This is a genomic window from Bacillus sp. 11C, from assembly GCF_055486375.1.
Map to the genome: position 1 here is coordinate 193,013 of NZ_JBUPVZ010000006.1, position 20,181 is coordinate 213,193.

The 20,181-nt window shown below is 44.6% G+C and carries 24 protein-coding genes; 18 read left to right on the forward strand and 6 right to left on the reverse strand.

Annotation, left to right across the window (positions count from 1 at the left end):
- Positions 1-16: 16 nt before the first annotated feature.
- The 3 genes from safA (at position 17) to ACY3LV_RS11105 (ending at position 2,759) form a co-directional block, all read left to right on the forward strand.
- Positions 17-1,192 carry a spore coat assembly protein SafA gene (gene safA / locus ACY3LV_RS11095; protein WP_464863791.1) on the forward strand — a complete coding sequence of 392 codons (1,176 nt, stop codon included), beginning with the start codon at positions 17-19 and terminating at the stop codon, positions 1,190-1,192.
- Between the two features lie 146 nt (positions 1,193-1,338).
- Positions 1,339-1,935: a YhcN/YlaJ family sporulation lipoprotein gene (locus tag ACY3LV_RS11100; RefSeq protein WP_333517223.1), complete on the forward strand. Its 597-nt coding sequence runs from the start codon at positions 1,339-1,341 to the stop codon at positions 1,933-1,935.
- Positions 1,936-2,036: 101 nt separating this feature from the next.
- Complete coding sequence (locus tag ACY3LV_RS11105; protein WP_333561495.1) at positions 2,037-2,759, forward strand: YebC/PmpR family DNA-binding transcriptional regulator; 723 nt, start codon at positions 2,037-2,039, stop codon at positions 2,757-2,759.
- Between the two features lie 40 nt (positions 2,760-2,799).
- Here the strand turns inward: ACY3LV_RS11105 and ACY3LV_RS11110 are convergent, their stop codons facing one another.
- The 3 genes from ACY3LV_RS11110 to ACY3LV_RS11120 all read right to left on the reverse strand — a co-directional run bounded on the left by ACY3LV_RS11110 (position 2,800) and on the right by ACY3LV_RS11120 (position 4,906).
- A complete protein-coding gene (locus ACY3LV_RS11110) occupies positions 2,800-4,254 on the reverse strand; it encodes an alanine/glycine:cation symporter family protein (protein WP_333517222.1) in 1,455 nt (484 codons plus the stop codon).
- Between the two features lie 259 nt (positions 4,255-4,513).
- The gene (locus tag ACY3LV_RS11115; RefSeq protein ID WP_464863801.1) at positions 4,514-4,783 is read right to left on the reverse strand and encodes a DUF5412 family protein; all 270 of its coding nucleotides are present in this window, start codon (positions 4,781-4,783) and stop codon (positions 4,514-4,516) included.
- Positions 4,784-4,906 (reverse strand): hypothetical protein, encoded by a 123-nt coding sequence (locus ACY3LV_RS11120; protein ID WP_289628032.1) that lies wholly within the window; start codon positions 4,904-4,906, stop codon positions 4,784-4,786.
- A gap of 114 nt (positions 4,907-5,020) precedes the next feature.
- On the opposite strand from ACY3LV_RS11120, the gene ACY3LV_RS11125 reads away from it, so the two are divergent.
- Positions 5,021-5,143 carry a hypothetical protein gene (locus ACY3LV_RS11125; RefSeq protein ID WP_148962226.1) on the forward strand — a complete coding sequence of 41 codons (123 nt, stop codon included), beginning with the start codon at positions 5,021-5,023 and terminating at the stop codon, positions 5,141-5,143.
- A gap of 45 nt (positions 5,144-5,188) precedes the next feature.
- Here ACY3LV_RS11125 and ACY3LV_RS11130 read toward each other — a convergent pair whose 3' ends face one another.
- Positions 5,189-5,836 (reverse strand): phosphotransferase, encoded by a 648-nt coding sequence (locus tag ACY3LV_RS11130; RefSeq protein WP_087992297.1) that lies wholly within the window; start codon positions 5,834-5,836, stop codon positions 5,189-5,191.
- Between the two features lie 236 nt (positions 5,837-6,072).
- Here ACY3LV_RS11130 and iolG point away from each other — a divergent pair, with 236 nt between their 5' ends.
- From iolG to yajC, 9 genes are all read left to right on the forward strand, one after another.
- Positions 6,073-7,098, forward strand: a complete 1,026-nt coding sequence (gene iolG, locus ACY3LV_RS11135) for an inositol 2-dehydrogenase (protein ID WP_464863792.1) — start codon at positions 6,073-6,075, stop codon at positions 7,096-7,098.
- A gap of 71 nt (positions 7,099-7,169) precedes the next feature.
- Positions 7,170-8,477, forward strand: a complete 1,308-nt coding sequence (locus ACY3LV_RS11140; protein ID WP_333561376.1) for an MFS transporter — start codon at positions 7,170-7,172, stop codon at positions 8,475-8,477.
- Positions 8,478-8,524: 47 nt separating this feature from the next.
- Positions 8,525-9,037: a sporulation cell-cell signaling protein BofC gene (gene bofC, locus ACY3LV_RS11145; RefSeq protein WP_333561375.1), complete on the forward strand. Its 513-nt coding sequence runs from the start codon at positions 8,525-8,527 to the stop codon at positions 9,035-9,037.
- Positions 9,038-9,175: 138 nt separating this feature from the next.
- On the forward strand, positions 9,176-9,781 hold the full coding sequence (gene ruvA / locus ACY3LV_RS11150; protein ID WP_148962221.1) for a Holliday junction branch migration protein RuvA: 606 nt from the start codon (positions 9,176-9,178) through the stop codon (positions 9,779-9,781).
- A gap of 10 nt (positions 9,782-9,791) precedes the next feature.
- Positions 9,792-10,796: a Holliday junction branch migration DNA helicase RuvB gene (gene ruvB / locus ACY3LV_RS11155; RefSeq protein WP_072183425.1), complete on the forward strand. Its 1,005-nt coding sequence runs from the start codon at positions 9,792-9,794 to the stop codon at positions 10,794-10,796.
- Complete coding sequence (locus ACY3LV_RS11160; RefSeq protein ID WP_087992292.1) at positions 10,789-10,989, forward strand: DUF2905 domain-containing protein; 201 nt, start codon at positions 10,789-10,791, stop codon at positions 10,987-10,989. The genes ruvB and ACY3LV_RS11160 overlap by 8 nt, the downstream gene beginning before the upstream one ends.
- Before the next feature lie 29 nt (positions 10,990-11,018).
- Complete coding sequence (queA, locus tag ACY3LV_RS11165; RefSeq protein ID WP_148962220.1) at positions 11,019-12,047, forward strand: tRNA preQ1(34) S-adenosylmethionine ribosyltransferase-isomerase QueA; 1,029 nt, start codon at positions 11,019-11,021, stop codon at positions 12,045-12,047.
- A gap of 26 nt (positions 12,048-12,073) precedes the next feature.
- Positions 12,074-13,219 (forward strand): tRNA guanosine(34) transglycosylase Tgt, encoded by a 1,146-nt coding sequence (gene tgt, locus ACY3LV_RS11170; RefSeq protein WP_148962219.1) that lies wholly within the window; start codon positions 12,074-12,076, stop codon positions 13,217-13,219.
- Positions 13,220-13,259: 40 nt separating this feature from the next.
- A complete protein-coding gene (yajC, locus tag ACY3LV_RS11175; protein ID WP_087992289.1) occupies positions 13,260-13,526 on the forward strand; it encodes a preprotein translocase subunit YajC in 267 nt (88 codons plus the stop codon).
- Positions 13,527-13,592: 66 nt separating this feature from the next.
- Here the strand turns inward: yajC and ACY3LV_RS11180 are convergent, their stop codons facing one another.
- The gene (locus ACY3LV_RS11180) at positions 13,593-13,982 is read right to left on the reverse strand and encodes a TIGR04086 family membrane protein (protein ID WP_464863793.1); all 390 of its coding nucleotides are present in this window, start codon (positions 13,980-13,982) and stop codon (positions 13,593-13,595) included.
- Between the two features lie 197 nt (positions 13,983-14,179).
- Between ACY3LV_RS11180 and ACY3LV_RS11185 the strand changes: the two genes are divergently transcribed.
- Complete coding sequence (locus ACY3LV_RS11185) at positions 14,180-14,836, forward strand: DUF421 domain-containing protein (RefSeq protein ID WP_333561372.1); 657 nt, start codon at positions 14,180-14,182, stop codon at positions 14,834-14,836.
- 3 nt (positions 14,837-14,839) lie between these two features.
- On the opposite strand, the gene spoVB is transcribed toward ACY3LV_RS11185, so the two are convergent.
- Complete coding sequence (gene spoVB / locus ACY3LV_RS11190; RefSeq protein ID WP_148962217.1) at positions 14,840-16,396, reverse strand: stage V sporulation protein B; 1,557 nt, start codon at positions 16,394-16,396, stop codon at positions 14,840-14,842.
- 116 nt (positions 16,397-16,512) lie between these two features.
- Between spoVB and comN the strand changes: the two genes are divergently transcribed.
- From comN to ACY3LV_RS11210, 4 genes are all read left to right on the forward strand, one after another.
- The gene (gene comN, locus ACY3LV_RS11195; protein WP_087992285.1) at positions 16,513-16,809 is read left to right on the forward strand and encodes a post-transcriptional regulator ComN; all 297 of its coding nucleotides are present in this window, start codon (positions 16,513-16,515) and stop codon (positions 16,807-16,809) included.
- 38 nt (positions 16,810-16,847) lie between these two features.
- Positions 16,848-19,061, forward strand: a complete 2,214-nt coding sequence (secDF, locus tag ACY3LV_RS11200) for a protein translocase subunit SecDF (protein ID WP_464863794.1) — start codon at positions 16,848-16,850, stop codon at positions 19,059-19,061.
- A gap of 159 nt (positions 19,062-19,220) precedes the next feature.
- Complete coding sequence (locus ACY3LV_RS11205) at positions 19,221-19,718, forward strand: cation:proton antiporter regulatory subunit (protein WP_087992283.1); 498 nt, start codon at positions 19,221-19,223, stop codon at positions 19,716-19,718.
- A 76-nt stretch (positions 19,719-19,794) separates the two neighbouring features.
- The gene (locus ACY3LV_RS11210) at positions 19,795-20,127 is read left to right on the forward strand and encodes a LapA family protein (protein WP_148962215.1); all 333 of its coding nucleotides are present in this window, start codon (positions 19,795-19,797) and stop codon (positions 20,125-20,127) included.
- The last annotated feature ends 54 nt before the right edge of the window (positions 20,128-20,181 follow it).

The following is a 20,181-nucleotide window of genomic DNA, read 5'->3' on the forward strand; positions in this document are numbered from 1 at the left end:
ATAGGAGGGGAAAACGTTGAAAATCCATATCGTTCAAAAAGGCGATTCGCTCTGGAAAATAGCTGAAAAGTACGGAGTTGATATTGAGGAAGTGAAGAAACTCAATACGCAGCTTAGCAATCCAGACTTAATCATGCCTGGAATGAAAATAAAAGTGCCGTCTGAAGCTGTCCCGGTCAGAAAAGAGCCAAAAGCAGGCAAAAGTCCGGCTTCGGCCGGGAGTATGAAGCAAGAGCATCCATATGCGAAAGAAAAACCTAAATCCGTTGTTGATGTAGAAGACACAAAGCCGAAAGAAAAGAAGTCTGTGCCGTATGTCCCGCCGATGCCTAATTTGCAGGAAGATGTGTATCCTGAAGCTGATGTGAACGATTATTATGATATGAAACAGCTTTTCCAGCCTTGGTCGCCTCCTAAACCGGAGGAGCCGAAAAAACATCATGACGGAAATATGGATCATATGCATCACATGCAAGATCAATTTCCACAACAGGAGGCTATGAGTAATATGGAAAATGCAAATTATCCGAATATGCCTAATATGCCAAAGGCGCCAGAGGTAGGCGGTATGGAAGAAGAAAATATTCATCACACAGTTCCGAATATGCCGGCTGTTCAGCCTTATTATCATTATCCAGCTCATTTCGTACCGTGTCCGGTCCCTATTTCACCGGTCCTTCCAGGATCAGGATTATGCTACCCGTACTATCCGGCTCAAGCTTACCCAATGGTTCAGCCTTATGGATACCAGCCAAGCTTTGTATCGCCTCAGTATGATCCGGGTCAATATGAAAACCAGCATCATGAAAACAGCCACCACGGACATTACGGTTCATACGGAGCGCCTCAATACGCATCTCCGGCTTATGGATCTCCGTATGGACAAATGCCGTATGGCCCTCATTATGGCACTCCTCAAGTGATGGGAGCATACCAGCCGGCTGCGGCCTCTGGCTACATGCCGTACAAAGATCCTGACGACTGCGGCTGTGACGATGATCATCAGCCATATTTCTCTGCACCTGACTATTCGGGAGTTGGAGCTTATGGAAGCCCTTATATGCCTTACGGCGCAGCTAACCCAAACCCAAATCCAAACCCAAATCCATATGCGGCCGGAGCTTCTATGCCAATGTCGAATCAGCCTTCTGTCAACCAAATGTTTGGCCGGCCGGAAGAAGAAAATGAGTGATGATTCGGAACGATGCAAATCGTTCCTTTTTTTGTTTTGCGCAGATCTCCGCCAAATGGACAGAACTGACAAGCTTAACATGTCCCTCGAACGCACATGATAAAACAGAGCAAACATGCTCAATTCGTCCACGGGGGGTTTTTCCATTGGGTAAAAAAATGACGATCGCGAGCTTGATTCTAATGACAGCCGGCTTAACTGCATGCGGAGCAAACGATAATGCTCAGAATGATACGCGTAATAACGGCAATACCCGTCCAATTGGATATTATACAAATGAAAATGATGCTGACAGACAGGGAGAAGGAATCGACAACGATGGTCCTGTTACTGAATTAATGGAGGACCAGAACGACGGTAACCGAAACACTGCTAATGTGAATAACCGTAACGGTGTTACTGCTGATGATCGCGTTCCTTTGGCAACTGATGGAACATATAATAACACGAATAACAGAAACATGAATCGGAACGTGACAAACAACGGATATGACAACCAAGAAAACAGAAGACTAGCTGCGAAGATTGCCAACCGTGTGAAACAAGTAAAAAACGTCAATGACACACAAGTAATGGTAACGGATGAAAAAGTAGTTGTCGCAGTCAGAAGCCACAGAGACTTCACAAAGTCCGACAAGGATAACGTTACAAAAGCCGCACGCAACTATGCGAATGACCGTGACGTTCAAGTGTCCACAGATAAAGGGCTGTTCAGAAGACTGCATAAAATGAACACCCGCTAGGAGTGACAGGCTGCCGGAAAATATTCGGCAGCCTTTTTCTTTGCATCAGCGAAAAATACCTATTAAAGTGTACATAGAAAATGTCAAAAGAAGGTGAAAGCATGGCAGGCCATTCCAAATGGAAAAACATACAAAAAAGGAAAAATGCGCAGGATGCAAAGCGCGGGAAAATATTTATGAAGCTTGCAAAAGAAATTTATGTGGCAGCCAAAGAAGGCGGAGCTGATCCTGAAGCGAATTCAGCATTGCGTCTTGTCATCGAAAAAGCTAAAGGCGCCAATATGCCGAATGAAAATATTGACCGCGCCATTAAAAAAGCCGCGGGGAACCAAGACGGAAGCAGCTATGAGGAAATCACCTATGAAGGCTACGGCCCATCAGGGATTGCTGTTATGGTTGAATGTGTAACAGATAACAAAAATCGTACGGCATCAAATGTGCGGACCGCATTTAATAAAAATGGCGGGAGTCTGGGGGAAAGTGGATGTGTGTCCTTTTTATTTGAACGACAGGGATTTATGACAATTGACCGTACAGAACATCAAATAGATGAAGATGAGCTCATGCTTGATGTGCTGGAAGCAGGGGGAGAAGAGATGCAGACAGAAGAAGATCAATATGTGGTATTAACGGAGCCTGAGCGTTTTGAAGACGTAAAAACAGCTCTTGAATCGACATATCCAATTTCTTCGGCAGAGGTGACCATGCTTCCGAAAACCTATGCGGATGCCGATGATCAGGCTGTTGAGAAGCTGGGAAAATTGATCGACATTCTTGAAGATGACGATGATGTTCAAGAAGTATATACAAATTACCGCTCATGAAAAACGGGACCGATGTCATATCGGTCCCGTTTTGGTGTATTCAAGAGACACGCTCATTTTCCTGTGTGTATTCTTTCTCCCAGAAATCAGCGTTTTTGATGCCCAGCGCTTTCGGATCAAAGACGGGGTCTAAGCCCTGCTTCTTTTGGCGCTCATAATCCTTTAAAGCGAGAAGCGCCGGTCTGGCAAGCAGCACAATCGCAATGACGTTCAGCCATACCATAATGCCAAGCCCTGCATCACCTAATGCCCAAGCAAGTGAAGCGGTTTTTACAGTTCCGTAGAACGTCGCGGCTAAAATAATCAGTTTTAAACCAAACATTGCCCATTTGCTTTTTCTGCCTCGGGCTAAATAGGCGATATTTGTTTCTGCGATGTAGTAATATGCCATAATCGTTGTAAATGCGAAGAAGAATAAAGCGATGGCAACAAAACCAGCGCCAAATCCGGGAAGGACATTGTCAATGGCCGCTTGAGTGAAACCAGGTCCAGCCTCTACGCCTTTAAGGTGATGTACGATAAAAGAACCATCTGCAGTCTGGGTATTGTACATGCCGGTAAATAAGATCATGAAAGCTGTAGCCGAGCATACAAATAAGGTGTCAATATAAACCGAAAATGCCTGAACCAGCCCCTGCTTGACCGGATGGGAAACTTCTGCGGCGGCCGCCGGATGCGGGCCTGTTCCCTGGCCGGCTTCGTTTGAGTAAATGCCTCGTTTGACACCCCAAGAAATCGCCATGCCGATCAGGCCGCCAAAAGCGGAATCCAATGCAAAAGCGCTTTTGAAAATTAATAAGATCACAGCAGGCAATTCAGAAACATTCATGACAATAATGATCAAAGACAGCAGGATATAGCCAATGGCCATAAACGGAACAATCATTTGCGCGGCATTGGCAATACGTTTGACACCGCCAAAAATGATAAATCCTAACAATAAAACGAGAACACCGCCTGTAATAGCAGGAGAGATGCCGAATGCATTTTTGACGCCGGCCGCAATGGAGTTGGACTGGACGCCCGGCATCAGAAGGGCCATTGCGATAAGGGCAGCAGCGGCAAATAAGACGGCAAACCACTTAATGCCTAATCCTTTTTCTATATAATAAGCGGGGCCTCCTCGATATTGGCCGTCTTGTTTCACTTTGTAAATTTGGGCAAGAGTTGATTCAACAAAGGCGCTCGCCGCACCGATAAAGGCAATCGTCCACATCCAGAACACCGCACCGGGTCCGCCGAAGGCGATTGCTGTCGCCACACCCGCGATGTTTCCTGTTCCCACTCGGCCGGACAGCGCAATCGATAATGCTTGAAAAGAAGAAACGCCGGCTTCAGAGCTCTTACCTTTGAACATCAGAACAATCATTTCTTTCAAATGCCTGACTTGTAAAAAACGAGTCATAATAGAAAAGATCAATCCAATTCCCAATAAAATATAAATAACGGGTGTACTCCATAAGACAGCAGTTAAACTCGTAACAAAATCTTCCATCAAGCTTCCTCCTCACTTCATTTCGAATACATGTATAAAAAGGATTTTGGGCTAATCGAACTATTTCTACAATTGGTTTGTCACATTATATGACACGTATTTATCAATAAGAAGAGGAAGGAAAAAAAAGAAAACGCCGCGTTTTTCTTATAGAGGCAAACTGAGGGAAATTGTCATAAGATCCTTTAGCAACAAATGGCAAGTTCTGTCAGTTGTTGGTTCGTTTTTCACTAGTTCCGTTCATATCATTCATATTTCATCATCTCAATGGCGCCTGCGGCGGTTCTTCACGTAACCAATGATCATCCTTTCGCCAATCATACGTTTCATGAATAGCAGGGTGTAAAGTCTGATTGTCGATTTTCATTGTATTGGATTGATCTATGTGACTTGGGCTGCTGTCCGGATCATTCCAGTAAGTTGTTTCCTTGACAAGTGTTTTTTCATTCACAAGTTCGCCTCGGGCCGCATCTAAGCTAAAGGTATTGCGGGATACATAAGTGTGAAACGTATACTGCCATCCGGCGATTCAACCGATTGTTCGAAATGGCCTTTCGGAACGCTCTTCAGTGAACATAACATCCAATAGACGGCGGCGCCGAAGAATATCAGAAGTGCAAATAGGATAAGCGGATTTTACTGCGTGTAACATGTAATGCTCCCCTTTTTTACTCTCATGTTCATACGATCTTTACATTTCCTTAAAATTCACTCAATAAAGCGGTGGTATGATGGACTAATCAAATAAAGGGTGGGGGAGACAGAAATGGAGAAAATATTTTGTCATTCCTGGGAGAAAGACTCAGAAGCGGTTTACTTAACTGTGAGAGGCTATCGAATTAAGCTGTCACCTGAACAAATGAAACTGATTTCTGCTGTCAGAAAGTAAATATAAACCGACAAAGGCAGCCGCTTGTGCGGCTGCCTTTTCATTTTAAGAATATTTTCTTTTCCGTTGTGCGAAATGCTTTTGGAACCAATCTTTCTTATATAAAAATGCGATGACCTCCAGCCAAAAACCCGGAATCTTTTTGGGGAATATCGGTTTTTTGTAGAGTGCATGATACGCTGATTTTAAATCGTCCCACTGGGTGCACGTTTTGGTCTGTTCGAATCTTGCAACATCAATCACTCGCACTGCCCCGGTTTCTGTCAAAATCAGATTCCGCAAATGAATGTCTGACGGGTTCAGAGCGGCGGCCCGGGCGTCAGAAAGTGCTTCCTCAACCTGCTGAATCATGTCATCACTGATCGCGATGCCTTTCTTCAGACAGTTATAAAAGGTTTCACCTTTAATATATTCCATGAGAATAAATGAATCACCAGTTTCGTAGATGTCAGGGTAGAACGCGGACCCGGCTAATTTTTCATAGATCGCAGCTTCTTTGACGGCTGTCGCTTGATACTCCGGGAAAAATACTTTCAGCGCCAATTTTCGATCGCCCTCTGTTAAGGCAAACACATAGGCGCTTCTTCCCTTGCCGATGAGTGTCAATTCCCCGGGCTTTTCTTTGACTTTATCAAATCTGCTGTTTTTGTGGTATATGACTGAATGGGCCAGTGCCTCTGCTTTTGTCAGCATTTCATTCACCTTCTTTGCTCTATTTTATGCAGCTGTTTATAGGAAAATCATAAACTGTTCAGGAAAAAGAGCCTATATCTAGTGTATCTGGTCTTGAAGAAGAAGGCTACCTATAAACCTCGATTGTGATAAAAGAGACATAAAGCGATCATTTCCATTCTTGAAAAGCGCTTACAAATGGGATAGTATTAATTTAAAATAAAGCGCTTTCGTAAATGTTCAAGGGGGAACAAGCTATGACAAAACAGATTGTAACAGGGATTATCGGTGCAGGTCGCATCGGCAAACTTCATGTTCAAAATATACGCCGGATTCCTCATATGAAAATAAAGGCGGTCTCTGATATTCAGGTAAGCCGTATAAAAAGCTGGGCTGACAGTCATCAAATTGAAAACATAACCTCTGACTATCGTGATTTATTGCATGACTCTGATATTGACGCTGTTTTTATTTGCTCACCGACAAACGCACATGCACAGATGATCAGAGAAGTGGCTGAGGCGAAAAAGCATATTTTTTGTGAGAAGCCCATCAGTTTTTCTTTAGATGAAACAAAAGAAGCGCTTGCTGCCGTACGGAAACACGGGGTTGCACTTCAAGTCGGTTTTAACCGCCGTTTTGATCCTCATTTTAAAAGAATCAAAACCATTGTTGAAAAAGGTGAAATCGGAACGCCCCACTTATTAAAAATCACATCGCGGGACCCAGAACCCCCGAATATAGATTATGTCCGCACTTCTGGCGGTTTGTTTATGGATATGTCGATCCATGATTTTGATATGGCCAGATATATTATGGGAAGCGAAGTGACGGAAGTGTATGCAAAAGGGGCGGCTTTGGCGAATCCTTCCTTTTCAGAGCTGGGAGATATTGATACGGCTGTCATTACGCTGACTTTTGAAAACGGTGCCATGGCTGTGATTGACAACAGCCGCCAAGCTGTTTACGGATATGACCAGCGAATCGAGGTTTTCGGGACGAAAGGCTCGGCAGCGGCGGACAACAGCAGGCCGACGACAGTCGAAGTGTCAACTGCTGATTTTGTGATGAAAGATAAACCGCATTTCTTTTTCCTTGAACGCTATAAGGATGCGTATGAGGAGGAGATGATTCGGTTTGCAGAAGCGATCTGCACAAACCGGGAAACTGCGTGTACCGGAAACGACGGTTTTCAGGCGGAACGGATCGCCAGAGCGGCTCAGCAGTCGCTCGCTATCGGCATGCCTGTCAGTGTCGAGCACAATGAAAAAATCGCTTTTTGATCAAGCAGGATTACAATTCAGAAAGCTTGGGTATATAACCTCCATTGATACTTTAAGTAGGCGGTGGAGAAATGGATCCAGCACAAGATAAAGGAAATTTTTTGAACAAAATCGGAATTCCTTCTCACATGATTTGGGGTTATATTGGCGTTGTTATCTTTATGGTTGGAGACGGACTCGAACAAGGCTGGCTGTCTCCTTTTCTCGTTGAACATGGTCTCAGCATGCAGCAATCCGCATTGTTATTTACCATGTACGGCATTGCTGTCACCATCTCGGCTTGGCTTTCAGGCACGTTTGTCCAAACTTGGGGGCCGAGAAAAACGATGATTGTCGGCTTGCTTGCATTTATCCTCGGTTCGGCCGCTTTTATCGGCTGGGCAATTCCTCATATGCATTATCCGGCTCTCCTGGGCAGCTATGCACTTAGAGGCTTGGGATATCCGCTGTTTGCATACTCTTTTCTCGTGTGGGTGTCATACAGCACTTCTCATCATATTCTCGGAAAAGCCGTCGGCTGGTTTTGGTTTATGTTTACGTGCGGCTTAAATGTGCTCGGTCCGTTCTATTCCAGTTATGCGGTTCCGGCCTTTGGAGAAATCAATACGCTTTGGAGCGCTTTGCTGTTTGTCGCGGCAGGGGGATTCCTCGCCCTATTTTTAAACAAAGATCAATTCACACCGGTACAACAACAAGATCAGCCGAAATGGAAAGAACTATCGAAGGCATTTACAATTATGTTTGAAAACCCTAAAGTCGGCATCGGCGGTGTGGTCAAGACAATTAATGCCATAGGACAATTTGGATTTGCGATTTTTCTCCCAACTTATTTAGCGCGTTACGGGTATTCCGTTTCAGAATGGCTGCAAATATGGGGAACGCTGTTTTTCGTGAATATTGTGTTTAATATCATTTTCGGTGCAGTCGGAGATAAACTTGGCTGGCGCAATACCGTGATGTGGTTTGGCGGTGTCGGGTGCGGTGTTTTTACGCTGGCGCTTTATTACACGCCTCAGTTGATCGGGCATCAGTATTGGGTGCTGCTGATTATCGCCTGCTGCTACGGTGCAGCATTGGCCGGCTACGTGCCATTGAGCGCGCTTTTGCCGACACTTGCACCTGATAATAAAGGCGCTGCCATGTCAGTCTTGAACTTAGGGTCCGGTTTATGTGCGTTTATCGCGCCGGGCATCGTCAGTCTTTTCATTGGACCGCTCGGTGCAGGCGGTGTCATTTGGATCTTTGCGGCATTGTATTTTTTCAGCGCTTTTCTGACACAATTTTTAACGATTTCTGAGCAAAACGCTGATATGTATACGGAGGAAAGGCTTGTCACGGAAAACATGCAAACAAATTTCGAGAAAACGGTTAAGCAGTAGCCTCTTTGGTCAAACTAGCCATAAACGTGTGCAAAGAGGTGTAGAGGGTGAAACGATTCAGCACGGCGTATCTTTTGCTGGGCATTCTTTGCTCAGCCGCAGCATTTCTATTAGGTGCTCCTCCCCACGCGCTAGGGGCGGAAGTGGAGCACTATGAACCGCTGCAGGTGCATGTGCAGCTTGAAAAAGTGTATTTGGACGGAGATGTCAGCATTGAGCATAAGCGTGAAAAAGTGCTTTCTATGGATGAGTTTTGGGCAGCTTATACCGGCTGGACGCTTGTCGAACAAAGTAAGGGATATGTGCTCTTCCGAAAGCAAATGGACGATATTTCTCCGCTCAGCAAGGTCAACGGATATATCGGTGTATCGGATAATGGCGTGATATCCACTTTTCATGGGCGGCCTGAGTCAGCTTCCGAACCGATTCAGTCTTTTTTTCAAATTGATTTAGAAAGGCTGGAAAGCCATATGCAAAAAAATCTGCTGAAAGGCATTCCATTTCGGACAAAAGCGGAGTTTGAGGACGTCATAGAACATATGAAGACATACAGCGGGTGACGTCCGCTGATTGAAGACATGTATTCATGTCTTTTTTTTCGTGGGAGAATGAGAGAGAAGCGAACGTATGTTAACTTTTCTATAAGACTTTGGCTGTTTTTATGGTACAATGAAGAACAGTCAAAGAGGTGAATTTGCGTGATTGAATTTGTTAAAGGGACGATTGATTATGTATCTCCCCAATATATTGTGATAGAGAACGGCGGCATTGGCTATCAGATTTTCACGCCGAATCCGTTTATATATAAGGAGAGAAACCAAGAAACGATTTTTACGTACCACCATATCAGAGAGGATGCTTTTTCGCTCTACGGTTTTTCAACAAGGGAGGAGAAGGCGCTCTTTACAAAGCTGTTAAACGTGACCGGAATCGGTCCAAAAGGGGCTCTCGCTATTTTAGGCTCAGGTGATCCGGGAGCGGTTATCCAAGCAATTGAAAATGAGGATGAAGCCTTTTTGGTCAAGTTTCCTGGTGTAGGAAAGAAAACTGCGCGCCAGATTATTCTTGATTTAAAAGGAAAGCTCGCTGATGTTGTGCCTGAAATGATTGGAAATCTGTTTAATCATGAAGAAAGGCTTGAAAAGCAAACAGCAGAAACCGCTCTCGAAGAAGCGCTTGAGGCTCTCAGGGTTCTAGGATATGCTGAAAAAGAAATCAAAAAGGTGCTTCCTCACTTAAAAGAAGAAATAGGGCTGACAACAGACCAATATGTGAAAAAAGCATTACAAAAACTATTGAAGTAAGGTGATGTTCATGGATGAACGGCTCGTCTCAAGTGAAGCAGACAACCATGAATCAGTGATAGAGCAAAGTTTGAGGCCGCAAAATCTGGCGCAGTATATCGGACAGCATAAGGTGAAAGAAAATTTGCGTGTGTTTATAGATGCGGCGAAAATGAGACAGGAGACGCTGGATCATGTTCTTCTGTACGGGCCGCCCGGACTCGGGAAAACCACGCTTGCTTCCATCGTTGCCAATGAAATGGGAGTGGAATTGCGGACGACATCAGGGCCCGCGATTGAAAGACCTGGTGATTTGGCTGCCATATTAACGGCGCTGGAACCGGGTGATGTATTATTTATTGATGAAATACATAGACTGCACAGATCGATAGAAGAGGTGCTGTATCCGGCGATGGAGGACTTTTGTCTGGATATTGTGATTGGAAAAGGCCCCTCTGCCCGCTCGGTTCGGCTCGACTTGCCGCCTTTTACGCTGGTAGGCGCAACGACGAGGGTAGGGCTTTTGACGGCGCCGTTAAGAGATCGGTTCGGCGTGATGTCGCGCCTTGAGTACTATACGCAAGAAGAGCTGGCCGATATCGTCACAAGAACCGCTGATGTATTCGAGGTTGAAATTGATAATCCGTCAGCTCTTGAAATTGCGAGGAGATCGAGAGGTACGCCCCGCGTAGCGAACCGCCTGCTGAGGAGGGTCCGCGATTTCGCCCAGGTGCTGGGTGACAGCCGGATCACGGAAGAGATTTCGCAGGATGCGCTGGAGCGGCTCCAGGTTGACCGCCTCGGTTTGGATCATATTGATCACAAGCTGCTGATGGGTATGATCGAAAAGTTTAATGGCGGCCCGGTGGGTCTTGACACCATTTCAGCCACTATCGGTGAAGAACCTCATACGATTGAAGACGTATACGAACCGTATCTGCTGCAAATCGGTTTTATCCAAAGAACGCCGCGTGGAAGGATCGTGACACCGGCCGTGTATCATCATTTCCAAATGGAGGCTCCACGATATGATTGAATTCCCTAAGATCATTATGATTCTTGGTGCTGTTTTGCTTATCATCGGAGCAGTATTGCATTTTGTCGGCAAGATGCCGGGAGATATTTTTGTGAAAAAGGGAAATGTCACGTTTTTCTTCCCGGTTGTCACTTGTATTATCATAAGTGTGGTATTATCAATTTTGCTTAATCTTTTCGGCAGAATGAAATAACAAAAGACTAGAATAAAGGTGAAATCATCATGAAAGTCGATTTATTTGATTTTGAACTACCGGAACGTTTAATTGCACAAGTGCCGTTGGAGCAGCGTGATGCTTCAAGGCTGATGGTGCTTGATAAACATACAGGAGAGCTGACTGACAGCTCGTTTAAACACATTATCAGCTTCTTTAAAGAAGGAGATTGTCTTGTGCTGAACAATACCCGTGTGCTGCCTGCGCGGTTATTCGGAACAAAAGAGGATACCGGCGCGAAAGTGGAACTGCTTTTGCTGAAACAAGAAGCTGGTGACAAGTGGGAAACGCTTGTCAAACCGGCGAAACGGGTGAAAAAAGGAACCGTAGTGACGTTTGGAGACGGAAGGTTAAAGGCAGTCTGCACGGAAGAGCTTGAGCATGGCGGCAGAAAAGTGGAATTTCACTATGAAGGCATTTTCTACGAGGTGCTGGAATCTCTTGGAGAGATGCCGCTCCCGCCATATATCAAAGAACAGCTTGATGACAGAGAGCGCTACCAAACAGTGTTTTCAAAAGAAATCGGCTCTGCCGCGGCGCCTACAGCAGGCCTTCACTTCACCGAAGAAATCTTACAGCAATTGAAAGACAAAGGCGTGCAAATTGAGTTCATCACACTGCACGTAGGCCTTGGAACGTTTCGCCCTGTGAGTGCCGATGACGTTGAAGAGCATAATATGCATGCGGAGTTTTATCAAATGTCAGAAGACACGGCTGCGGTCTTAAACAAAATAAGGGGAAATGGCGGCCGGATCATTTCTGTCGGTACGACTTCGACCCGCACGCTTGAAACGATTGCCGGGGAGCATGACGGGCAATTTAGAGCATCAAGCGGCTGGACATCTATTTTTATTTATCCGGGCTATGAATTTAAAGCCATTGACGGAATGATTACAAACTTCCATTTGCCGAAATCGTCATTGATTATGCTGGTCAGCGCGCTTGCGGGAAGAGAAAACGTTCTGCGCGCCTATAACCATGCGGTGGAAGAGGAATACCGTTTCTTCAGCTTCGGAGACGCGATGCTGATCCTATAATTCGAGAACAGGAGGCCTCATCAAAAGTGGCTGAACAACCAATACGCTATGAATTTATAAAAGAATGCAAACAAACAGGGGCGCGGCTGGGCAAAGTGCATACGCCTCATGGCTCCTTTGAAACGCCTGTTTTTATGCCGGTCGGCACACTGGCGACAGTCAAAACGATGTCGCCTGAAGAGCTTAAAGCAATGGATGCGGGCATCATTTTAAGCAACACGTATCACCTATGGCTCCGCCCGGGTCAAGATATTGTCAAAGAAGCGGGCGGGCTCCATAAATTTATGAACTGGGACCGCGCGATTTTAACAGATTCAGGCGGTTTTCAGGTCTTTTCTTTAAGCAAGTTTCGTAATATAGAGGAAGAGGGCGTCCATTTCCGCAATCACTTAAATGGAGACAAGCTGTTTTTATCTCCGGAAAAAGCGATGGAGATCCAAAACGCACTTGGTTCTGATATTATGATGGCGTTTGACGAATGCCCGCCATATCCGGCAGAGTACGATTATATGAAGCGCTCAGTTGAGCGGACAAGCCGCTGGGCGGAACGCTGCCTCAATGCCCATACCCGTCAGGATGAACAGGGGCTGTTTGGCATTGTGCAAGGCGGAGAATATGAAGATTTGCGCACGCAAAGCGCGAAGGACTTGATTTCTCTTGATTTCCCGGGATATGCTATAGGCGGATTATCTGTCGGTGAACCGAAGGATGTCATGAATCGTGTGCTCGAGTTTACAACACCGCTCTTGCCGAAGGATAAACCGAGATATCTGATGGGAGTCGGTTCTCCGGACGCGCTGATCGACGGAGCGATCCGCGGGGTCGACATGTTTGACTGTGTGCTGCCTACGCGGATTGCTAGAAACGGTACGGTGTTTACAGCTGAAGGCCGTCTCAATATGAAAAATGCGAAATTCGAAAGAGATTTCCGTCCGATTGATGAAGAGTGTGATTGTTATACATGTAAAAACTACACTCGCGCGTATATCAGACATTTGATCCGCTGCAACGAAACATTTGGCCTTCGATTAACAACTTACCATAACCTTCATTTTCTGTTACACTTAATGGTGCAGGTAAGACAGGCTATTCGTGAGGATCGTCTGGGTGATTTCAGAGAAGAGTTCTTTGAGCGTTACGGCTATAACAAGCCAAATGCGAAAAGCTTCTAAATAAAAATAAATCACAGGCTTACAGAAAGGGGTGAAAATCATGACAGGCACTTTAGGCACATTGGTTCCTATTATTTTAATGTTTGCGGTCCTTTACTTCTTGCTGATTCGTCCTCAGCAAAAACAGCAAAAGGCAGTACGCCGAATGCAGGAGGAACTGAAAAAAGGCGATTCAGTAGTGACAATCGGGGGATTGCACGGTACTGTTGACTCTATCGACGAAAGCAAAGTCGTCGTTAAGACTGGTGAAAACACACGTCTTACGTTCGACCGCCGCGCGATCAGAGAAGTTTCTGCTGCTGAATAACAGCAGGAGCTGTACATAGCAAACAAGAAAAGAGCGGATGATCCCGCTCTTTTTTTGTCATCTTTTTTATGTGGAAGACCTGTTTCCCCTCATGTTCACGCCGAAAATCCCGCCCAGCATGCATACCCCTAAAAATCCCAGATGGTAGAGCAGCTGCTCCGCTGTAAATGTTTTTCCGAATCCTAAATACTGAAACAATAAAATAATTATAGAAAAGCTCAAGGCAGTCAATGCCCCGATCATCCAGCCTCTTTCCTTCCCTTTTCCTCCTGAAATAAACCCGCCGATGAATAAAGAAAGAAATGAGATGGCAGTGATCAGCCAGTTGAATGATGACTCTTCCAGCGAGGTTGCCGTCAGTAAAAGTGAAACGGCTAAGCTCGTCAGGAGCATAGCTGAAAAAATGGCGATTAAGCCGTAAAGAATGCCTTTTCCAACTTGTTTCGTTTCCTCCATGAATGTCTCCTCTCTGCCTGTATTAAAAGGCTTCTGTTCTTTTTGAACAAAGCCGTCAGACATGCTGATGGCTCGTCTTTGTAAAAATGTATTCCCTTGCCCCATGAATTAGACGTAAAAGCTTTATGAAATACGATCCATTCATCTTACATAAATTGTTCGTTTTGTTGCATCCTATGATGAGTTGGAGGTGTATGATGGAAGAGCTTCTCACTATTACGTTTCGCACAATCATATTGTATTTTGTGATATTGGTCATTTTTCGTTTCATGGGCAAACGGGAGATCGGGGAGCTTAGCATTTTAGACCTCGTTGTCTTTATTATGATGGCTGAAATTGCCGTTTTAGCTATAGAAAACGTAGAAGATCATCTATTTCACACCATTTTGCCAATGCTTGTTTTAATGATCATTCAAGTGACATTCGCCTACTTTTCTTTAAAAAACCGAAAAATCCGCCAGCTTCTGGACGGCAAGCCGACCATTATTATTAAATATGGAAAAATTGACGAAAACGCCATGAAATCACAGCGTTATAATTTTGATGATTTAATGGTTCAGCTCAGAGAAAATAATATCGACAGAGTAGCTGATGTATCATTTGCCATTTTAGAACCGTCAGGTAAACTGACTGTTGTAAAGAAAGAAAACAGCGGGGAGCATCGGCAGCTCGAAATACCGCTCATTATAGACGGTTCTATTCAAACAGAAAACCTATCCAGAATAGGTAAGGATAAACAATGGCTGGTTGAAAAATTAAGAAAACACGGATATACAAATCCTTCAAACATTTCATTTTGCTCGTTTACTGACGGAGAATTATTTATTGATGAAAAAGATGGGCCCCGCACGTGACCTTTATCGGACAATCAGACGTCCGATAATAGGAATACGGCGAAGCTCATCTTTTTTAATTAAACGGAAAACAAGCAGGAGGATGATATAGACAGCAGCACTCGTCGCAATCCATCCGGCGACATTCACAACCTCGGACGCTCCAAAGGTAACATATTGCTTGATGGCGGAGCTGATGAATCCGCATATCGCAATCACAGCGAAACTGAGTGCGTACTCCTTGATTTTGATACTGATCGGCAGCACCTTGCTGACTGTTGCCGCGTGCAAAAGCGTAACAAGCACCATGCCTGTTACGATCGCTAATGCCGCGCCCATGATGCCGAGAGACGGTCTGGTGGCCAGAACGAAAATTAGGCCTGTTTTGACAAGTGCTCCGATTAAGCTGTTCATCATCGCAGCACCCGCTAAATTAAGCGCCTGCAGCACAGCTTGAAGAGGGCCCTGGAAATAATAAAGCAGAAAAAACGGGGCCATGACTTTTATAAATACAGCTGCGCCTGAGGAACCATACATCACCCTCATCAGCTCATCCGCAAAAACATATAAAATGACAACCGCAATGCCTCCGCTGAGCAGGCATAGACGCATAGCCTGTTCCAGCCGGTATTCCACCACCTGCAGTTTTTTCTGCTCCATTCCTTCACTGATCGCAGGAACAAGTGCAGTCGACAAAGAATATGTAATAAAGCTGGGCAGGGTCAGCAGCGTCATGGCAAAGCCGGTAAGTTCCCCGTATTGCTTCGTGGCGGCAACTGTTGCCACACCGGCGATGGCAAGACTTTGAGCGACGACAATCGGCTCGAAGAACCAAGAGAGGTTGCCGATAAACCGGCTTCCGGTCGTTGGAAGGGACACGCTCATTAATTGGGTAAAGGTTTGTTTTCCGTTTTTAATTGACTGGAAAAAATGCTTTCTGATTTTAATCGTCTTTTTATACTTAAAGCAAATGAACAAATAAAGAAGTGACGCCAGTTCACCTGCGACCGAGGATATCATTGCTCCCGCTGCGGCATATTCAATTCCGTAAGGGAGAAAAATCGTCGTGCATACAGCGACAAGTGAAATGCGGACGACCTGTTCAAGAACTTGTGACACGGCAAGCGGGTTCATATTCTGTTTTCCTTGAAAGTATCCCCTCAGCACACTCGATATGGCAATAATCGGCACAACCGGCGTAATGGCCAGGAGCGGATACAGTGTTCTCTTATCTGTCAGCATCGTTTCCGCCATAACCGGGGCGAAAAACAGAAACAGCGGTGTAAAGATCAGGCTGAGCACTCCTGTGATGGTCAGAGACATGACTAAAATATTTTTTGTTTTTTGATGATCCCCGCGCGCGCTGGCTTCAGCGACAAGCTTGCTGATCGCGACCGGCAGACCGAATTGAGTTAATGTAGTGGCCAAGAAGAAGGTAGGCGCCGCCATCATGTAAAGCCCGACTCCTTCTTCACCGATAAAACGGGCGATAACCACCCGGTTGACAAACCCGAGCATTCTTGTAACCATTCCTGCTGCGATCAGGATAAGAGTGCCCCTTAAAAACGTCTGTTTCGCCATTTTTACCCCCTGCCTTCTCAAACTACCTGTAATCATATACAATAAAGATATGCGTATATATCGTCCAAGCATGACAAGTCTTCTTGAAAAACAATAAAAAAAGGAGCGTGGAATTCATGGAGAAGCATCCCGCCGATCTATATAAAGACCACGTCAGGCCGTTTCTTTACAGCAAACTGGAAGAGTTTAAGATTCTCGGGTATGATGATGTTGAACTCGAAAGTTTGTGGTCATACTTAACACATAAGAAGTGGAAAAAGAAAACGGAACTGCACATTTATGAACTGACGAGCGATATTTTATCAGTGAAAATTGGCGAATTTATGAACTATGCAACCGTTGAGTCATTTAAAACGTCTAATTGGCTGGGAAGTGAAGAAGGCCAGGAAGCATTGGAAGAACTGCTGAGATAGCAGGCTGATTCACATAGGTTTAAGGGAGGATATACATAATGAAAAAAGGACGCTTGATTGCGTTTTTCCTTCTCGTTTTATTGATCGGCACGGGCTTGGGCTACTTTACGAAGCCTGCCGCTAACAATATTACGTTAGGATTGGATTTGCAAGGCGGATTTGAGGTGCTGTATGATGTACAGCCCGTAAAAAAAGGTGACAAAATCACAAAAGACGTTCTGGTCAGCACAGTAGAGGCGTTGAACCGCAGGGCCAATGTACTCGGTGTCAGCGAACCGAACATTCAAATTGAAGGAAATAACCGGATTCGCGTTCAGCTAGCTGGGGTGACAAACCAAAACAGAGCACGTGAAATCTTGGCCACTGAAGCTCAGCTTTCTTTCAGAGATACAAATGACAAAGAATTGCTGAACGGCTCTGACCTCGTGGAAAACGGGGCTAAACAAACATATGACGCCAAAACAAATGAACCCATTGTCAGCATTAAATTGAAAGACGCTGATAAATTCGGTGAAGTGACCAAAAAAGTCATGAACATGGCGCCAAACAACCAGCTTGTCATTTGGATGGATTACGAAAAAGGAGACTCCTTTAAGAAAGAAGTTCAAAAAGAGCATCCTAAATATGTATCCGCTCCGAATGTAAGTCAAGAATTAAACACAAAAGATGTTACAATTGAAGGCCAATTTACAGTTCAAGAAGCGAAAGATTTAGCCAGCATTTTAAACGCCGGCGCGCTTCCTGTAAAACTGACTGAAAAATATTCAACATCAGTAGGCGCGCAATTTGGACAGCAGGCGCTGCAGGATACGGTGTTTGCAGGCATTATCGGAATCGCAATTATTTTCTTATTTATGCTTTTCTATTATCGCCTGCCTGGATTTATTGCGGTGATTACGCTGTCAGTCTACATCTATATTACACTCCAGGTCTTTGACTGGATGAACGCTGTACTCACACTTCCGGGAATTGCCGCGCTTATATTAGGTGTCGGGATGGCTGTTGATGCGAATATCATCACCTATGAACGGATTAAAGAGGAGCTTAAGCTAGGAAAGTCAGTCCGCTCTGCCTTCCGTTCAGGAAACAGACGGTCATTCGCGACGATTCTTGACGCGAATATTACAACAATTATTGCGGCCGTTGTGCTTTTCATCTTTGGGACAAGCTCTGTAAAAGGGTTTGCGACAATGCTGATTCTGTCGATTTTAACAAGCTTTATCACAGCGGTTTTCTTATCTAGATTTTTGCTGTCGCTTCTTGTGGAAAGCAGATGGTTTGATCGGAAAAAAGGCTGGTTCGGCGTCAAAAAGAAACATATCATGGATATTCAGCATACAGATGAAAATACCGAACCGTATACGCCGTTCCAAAAATGGGATTTCACAAGCAAACGTAAATTTTTCCTCATATTATCCAGTGCCATCACTGTTATAGGGATTGTGATTCTGCTTGTGTTTAAGCTGAATCTGGGCATTGATTTTGCAAGCGGCGCACGAATTGAAGTGCAAAGCGACCATAAGCTGACGACAGAGCAGGTGGAGAAAGATTTTGCATCACTTGGCATGGACCCTGATACGGTTGTTCTTTCTGGTGACAAGAGCAATATTGGGGTTGCGCGTTTTGTCGGGGTTCCAGATAAAGAAACGATTGCCAAAGTAAAAACGTATTTCAAAGACAAATACGGAACAGAGCCGAATGTCAGCACAGTTTCACCGACAGTCGGTAAAGAGCTGGCAAGAAGTGCTCTGTACGCAGTCGCGATCGCTTCTATCGGTATCATTATTTACGTTTCGATCCGGTTTGAATACAAAATGGCGATTGCTGCTATTGCTTCACTGTTATACGACGCTTTCTTCATCCTCACCATTTTCAGCATTACAAGGCTGGAAGTAGATGTGACGTTTATTGCCGCCGTCCTGACAATTATCGGTTATTCGATAAACGATACAATTGTTACATTTGACAGGATTCGCGAGCATATGAAAAAACGCAAGCCGAAAACGTTTGCTGACCTGAACCTTATCGTAAACCTAAGCCTGCAGCAAACCTTTACGCGTTCAGTTAATACTGTACTGACTGTAGTTATTGTTGTAGTGGCGCTGTTGATCTTTGGAGCGGCCTCTATTACAAACTTCTCAGTCGCACTGTTAATCGGGCTGTTAACAGGTGTATATTCATCCCTCTATATCGCCGCACAAATTTGGCTTGTATGGAAAGGGAAAGAACTGAAAAAAGATTCGGTGCAATAAAAAAATGTCAGGCTGTCCTTTGCAGGGCAGCTTGTTTTTTTAAAGTTTCATTGAACTTAAAATAGACATTTGCTATAATGACATGCGCTTACATTTAAACATATAAATGGTGTTAAGAGTATTTGTGGCTGGTTTTCAGATATGTGGGAGGGTTTATCTATGAGGGTTCGTGAATCAGTGCTGCCGGGCATAGGGCATAAAGTTGAAATCATCACTAGAAACTGCGATAAAATTTCAATTATCATTCATCATGACGGCCGGAGAGAGTTGTACTATTTTGACGAAAATGATCATGAAGAATGTGTGGCCTCCGTGCAATTTGATGATGCTGAAGCCAGGCAAATTTCTGCCATTCTCGGCGGAATGGCATATAAACCGAAAGCATTAGAAAGCGTCGAGGCAGCCCTTAATGATTTAATCATAGAGTGGTGTAAAGCAGAGGCGGGAGCGCCTGCCATTCATCATACAATTGGTGATTTGAATGCAGGACAGGAATATCATGTGACTGTTATTGCGATCATTAAGAAGAATCAGGAAAAACAATTGAATCCGGGATCGGAAATAGTTATTGATGAGGGAGATACCCTTGTGATTTCCGGTGAGGGAAACGGATTGAAGAGGTTGATCCGGGAAAAATTAACTGCAAATGAGGCTTGACCTAGTGTCAAGCCATGTTTAAAACAAGCCTTGACAGGGAAAGTTACCTCATATTCTGAAGTTTTGGGGGAAGAGAATGAATAAACAATGGACCATTATTTTCGCACTTATTTTTACCTTAATTGTCGCTATTTTTGCAGTGATTAATGTAAGATCGGTAGAAGTTGATTACCTGTTTGGCAGATCGGAGTGGCCGCTTATTTTAGTTATTTTGGGCTCAGTTTTAATGGGCGCGCTGATCGTATTTTCTGCCGGCGTTTTTCAGGTGATGAAACTAAAGCGGGAAATAAAAGCGCTGCGGAAAGAAAAGAAAACTGTACAAGGAACGATACATAAACAAGAGGATACGTTGCATGATGACCTGAATGACACACAGGATGCATCAGCCAGACTTGAGAAAAAAGACTAGTTTTCGAATAATATTTGAAACCCCTCAGCCTGCTCTAGTATAATAGGGTGGTTG

What these genes read in the sequence shown, in the direction of transcription:
- ACY3LV_RS11140 (WP_333561376.1), top strand. Translation starts at nt 7,170, where the DNA reads ATGGATCCAGCACAAGATAAAGGAAATTTTTTGAACAAAATCGGAATT.
- ACY3LV_RS11160 (WP_087992292.1), top strand. Translation starts at nt 10,789, where the DNA reads ATGATTGAATTCCCTAAGATCATTATGATTCTTGGTGCTGTTTTGCTT.
- ACY3LV_RS11185 (WP_333561372.1), top strand. Translation starts at nt 14,180, where the DNA reads ATGGAAGAGCTTCTCACTATTACGTTTCGCACAATCATATTGTATTTT.
- iolG (WP_464863792.1), top strand. Translation starts at nt 6,073, where the DNA reads ATGACAAAACAGATTGTAACAGGGATTATCGGTGCAGGTCGCATCGGC.
- ACY3LV_RS11120 (WP_289628032.1), bottom strand. Translation starts at nt 4,906, where the DNA reads ATGTTACACGCAGTAAAATCCGCTTATCCTATTTGCACTTCTGATATT.
- ACY3LV_RS11125 (WP_148962226.1), top strand. Translation starts at nt 5,021, where the DNA reads ATGGAGAAAATATTTTGTCATTCCTGGGAGAAAGACTCAGAAGCGGTT.
- comN (WP_087992285.1), top strand. Translation starts at nt 16,513, where the DNA reads ATGGAGAAGCATCCCGCCGATCTATATAAAGACCACGTCAGGCCGTTT.
- queA (WP_148962220.1), top strand. Translation starts at nt 11,019, where the DNA reads ATGAAAGTCGATTTATTTGATTTTGAACTACCGGAACGTTTAATTGCA.
- spoVB (WP_148962217.1), bottom strand. Translation starts at nt 16,396, where the DNA reads ATGGCGAAACAGACGTTTTTAAGGGGCACTCTTATCCTGATCGCAGCA.
- ACY3LV_RS11130 (WP_087992297.1), bottom strand. Translation starts at nt 5,836, where the DNA reads ATGCTGACAAAAGCAGAGGCACTGGCCCATTCAGTCATATACCACAAA.
- secDF (WP_464863794.1), top strand. Translation starts at nt 16,848, where the DNA reads ATGAAAAAAGGACGCTTGATTGCGTTTTTCCTTCTCGTTTTATTGATC.
- ACY3LV_RS11110 (WP_333517222.1), bottom strand. Translation starts at nt 4,254, where the DNA reads ATGGAAGATTTTGTTACGAGTTTAACTGCTGTCTTATGGAGTACACCC.
- ACY3LV_RS11205 (WP_087992283.1), top strand. Translation starts at nt 19,221, where the DNA reads ATGAGGGTTCGTGAATCAGTGCTGCCGGGCATAGGGCATAAAGTTGAA.
- ACY3LV_RS11105 (WP_333561495.1), top strand. Translation starts at nt 2,037, where the DNA reads ATGGCAGGCCATTCCAAATGGAAAAACATACAAAAAAGGAAAAATGCG.
- ACY3LV_RS11180 (WP_464863793.1), bottom strand. Translation starts at nt 13,982, where the DNA reads ATGGAGGAAACGAAACAAGTTGGAAAAGGCATTCTTTACGGCTTAATC.
- yajC (WP_087992289.1), top strand. Translation starts at nt 13,260, where the DNA reads ATGACAGGCACTTTAGGCACATTGGTTCCTATTATTTTAATGTTTGCG.
- ACY3LV_RS11210 (WP_148962215.1), top strand. Translation starts at nt 19,795, where the DNA reads ATGAATAAACAATGGACCATTATTTTCGCACTTATTTTTACCTTAATT.
- ruvB (WP_072183425.1), top strand. Translation starts at nt 9,792, where the DNA reads ATGGATGAACGGCTCGTCTCAAGTGAAGCAGACAACCATGAATCAGTG.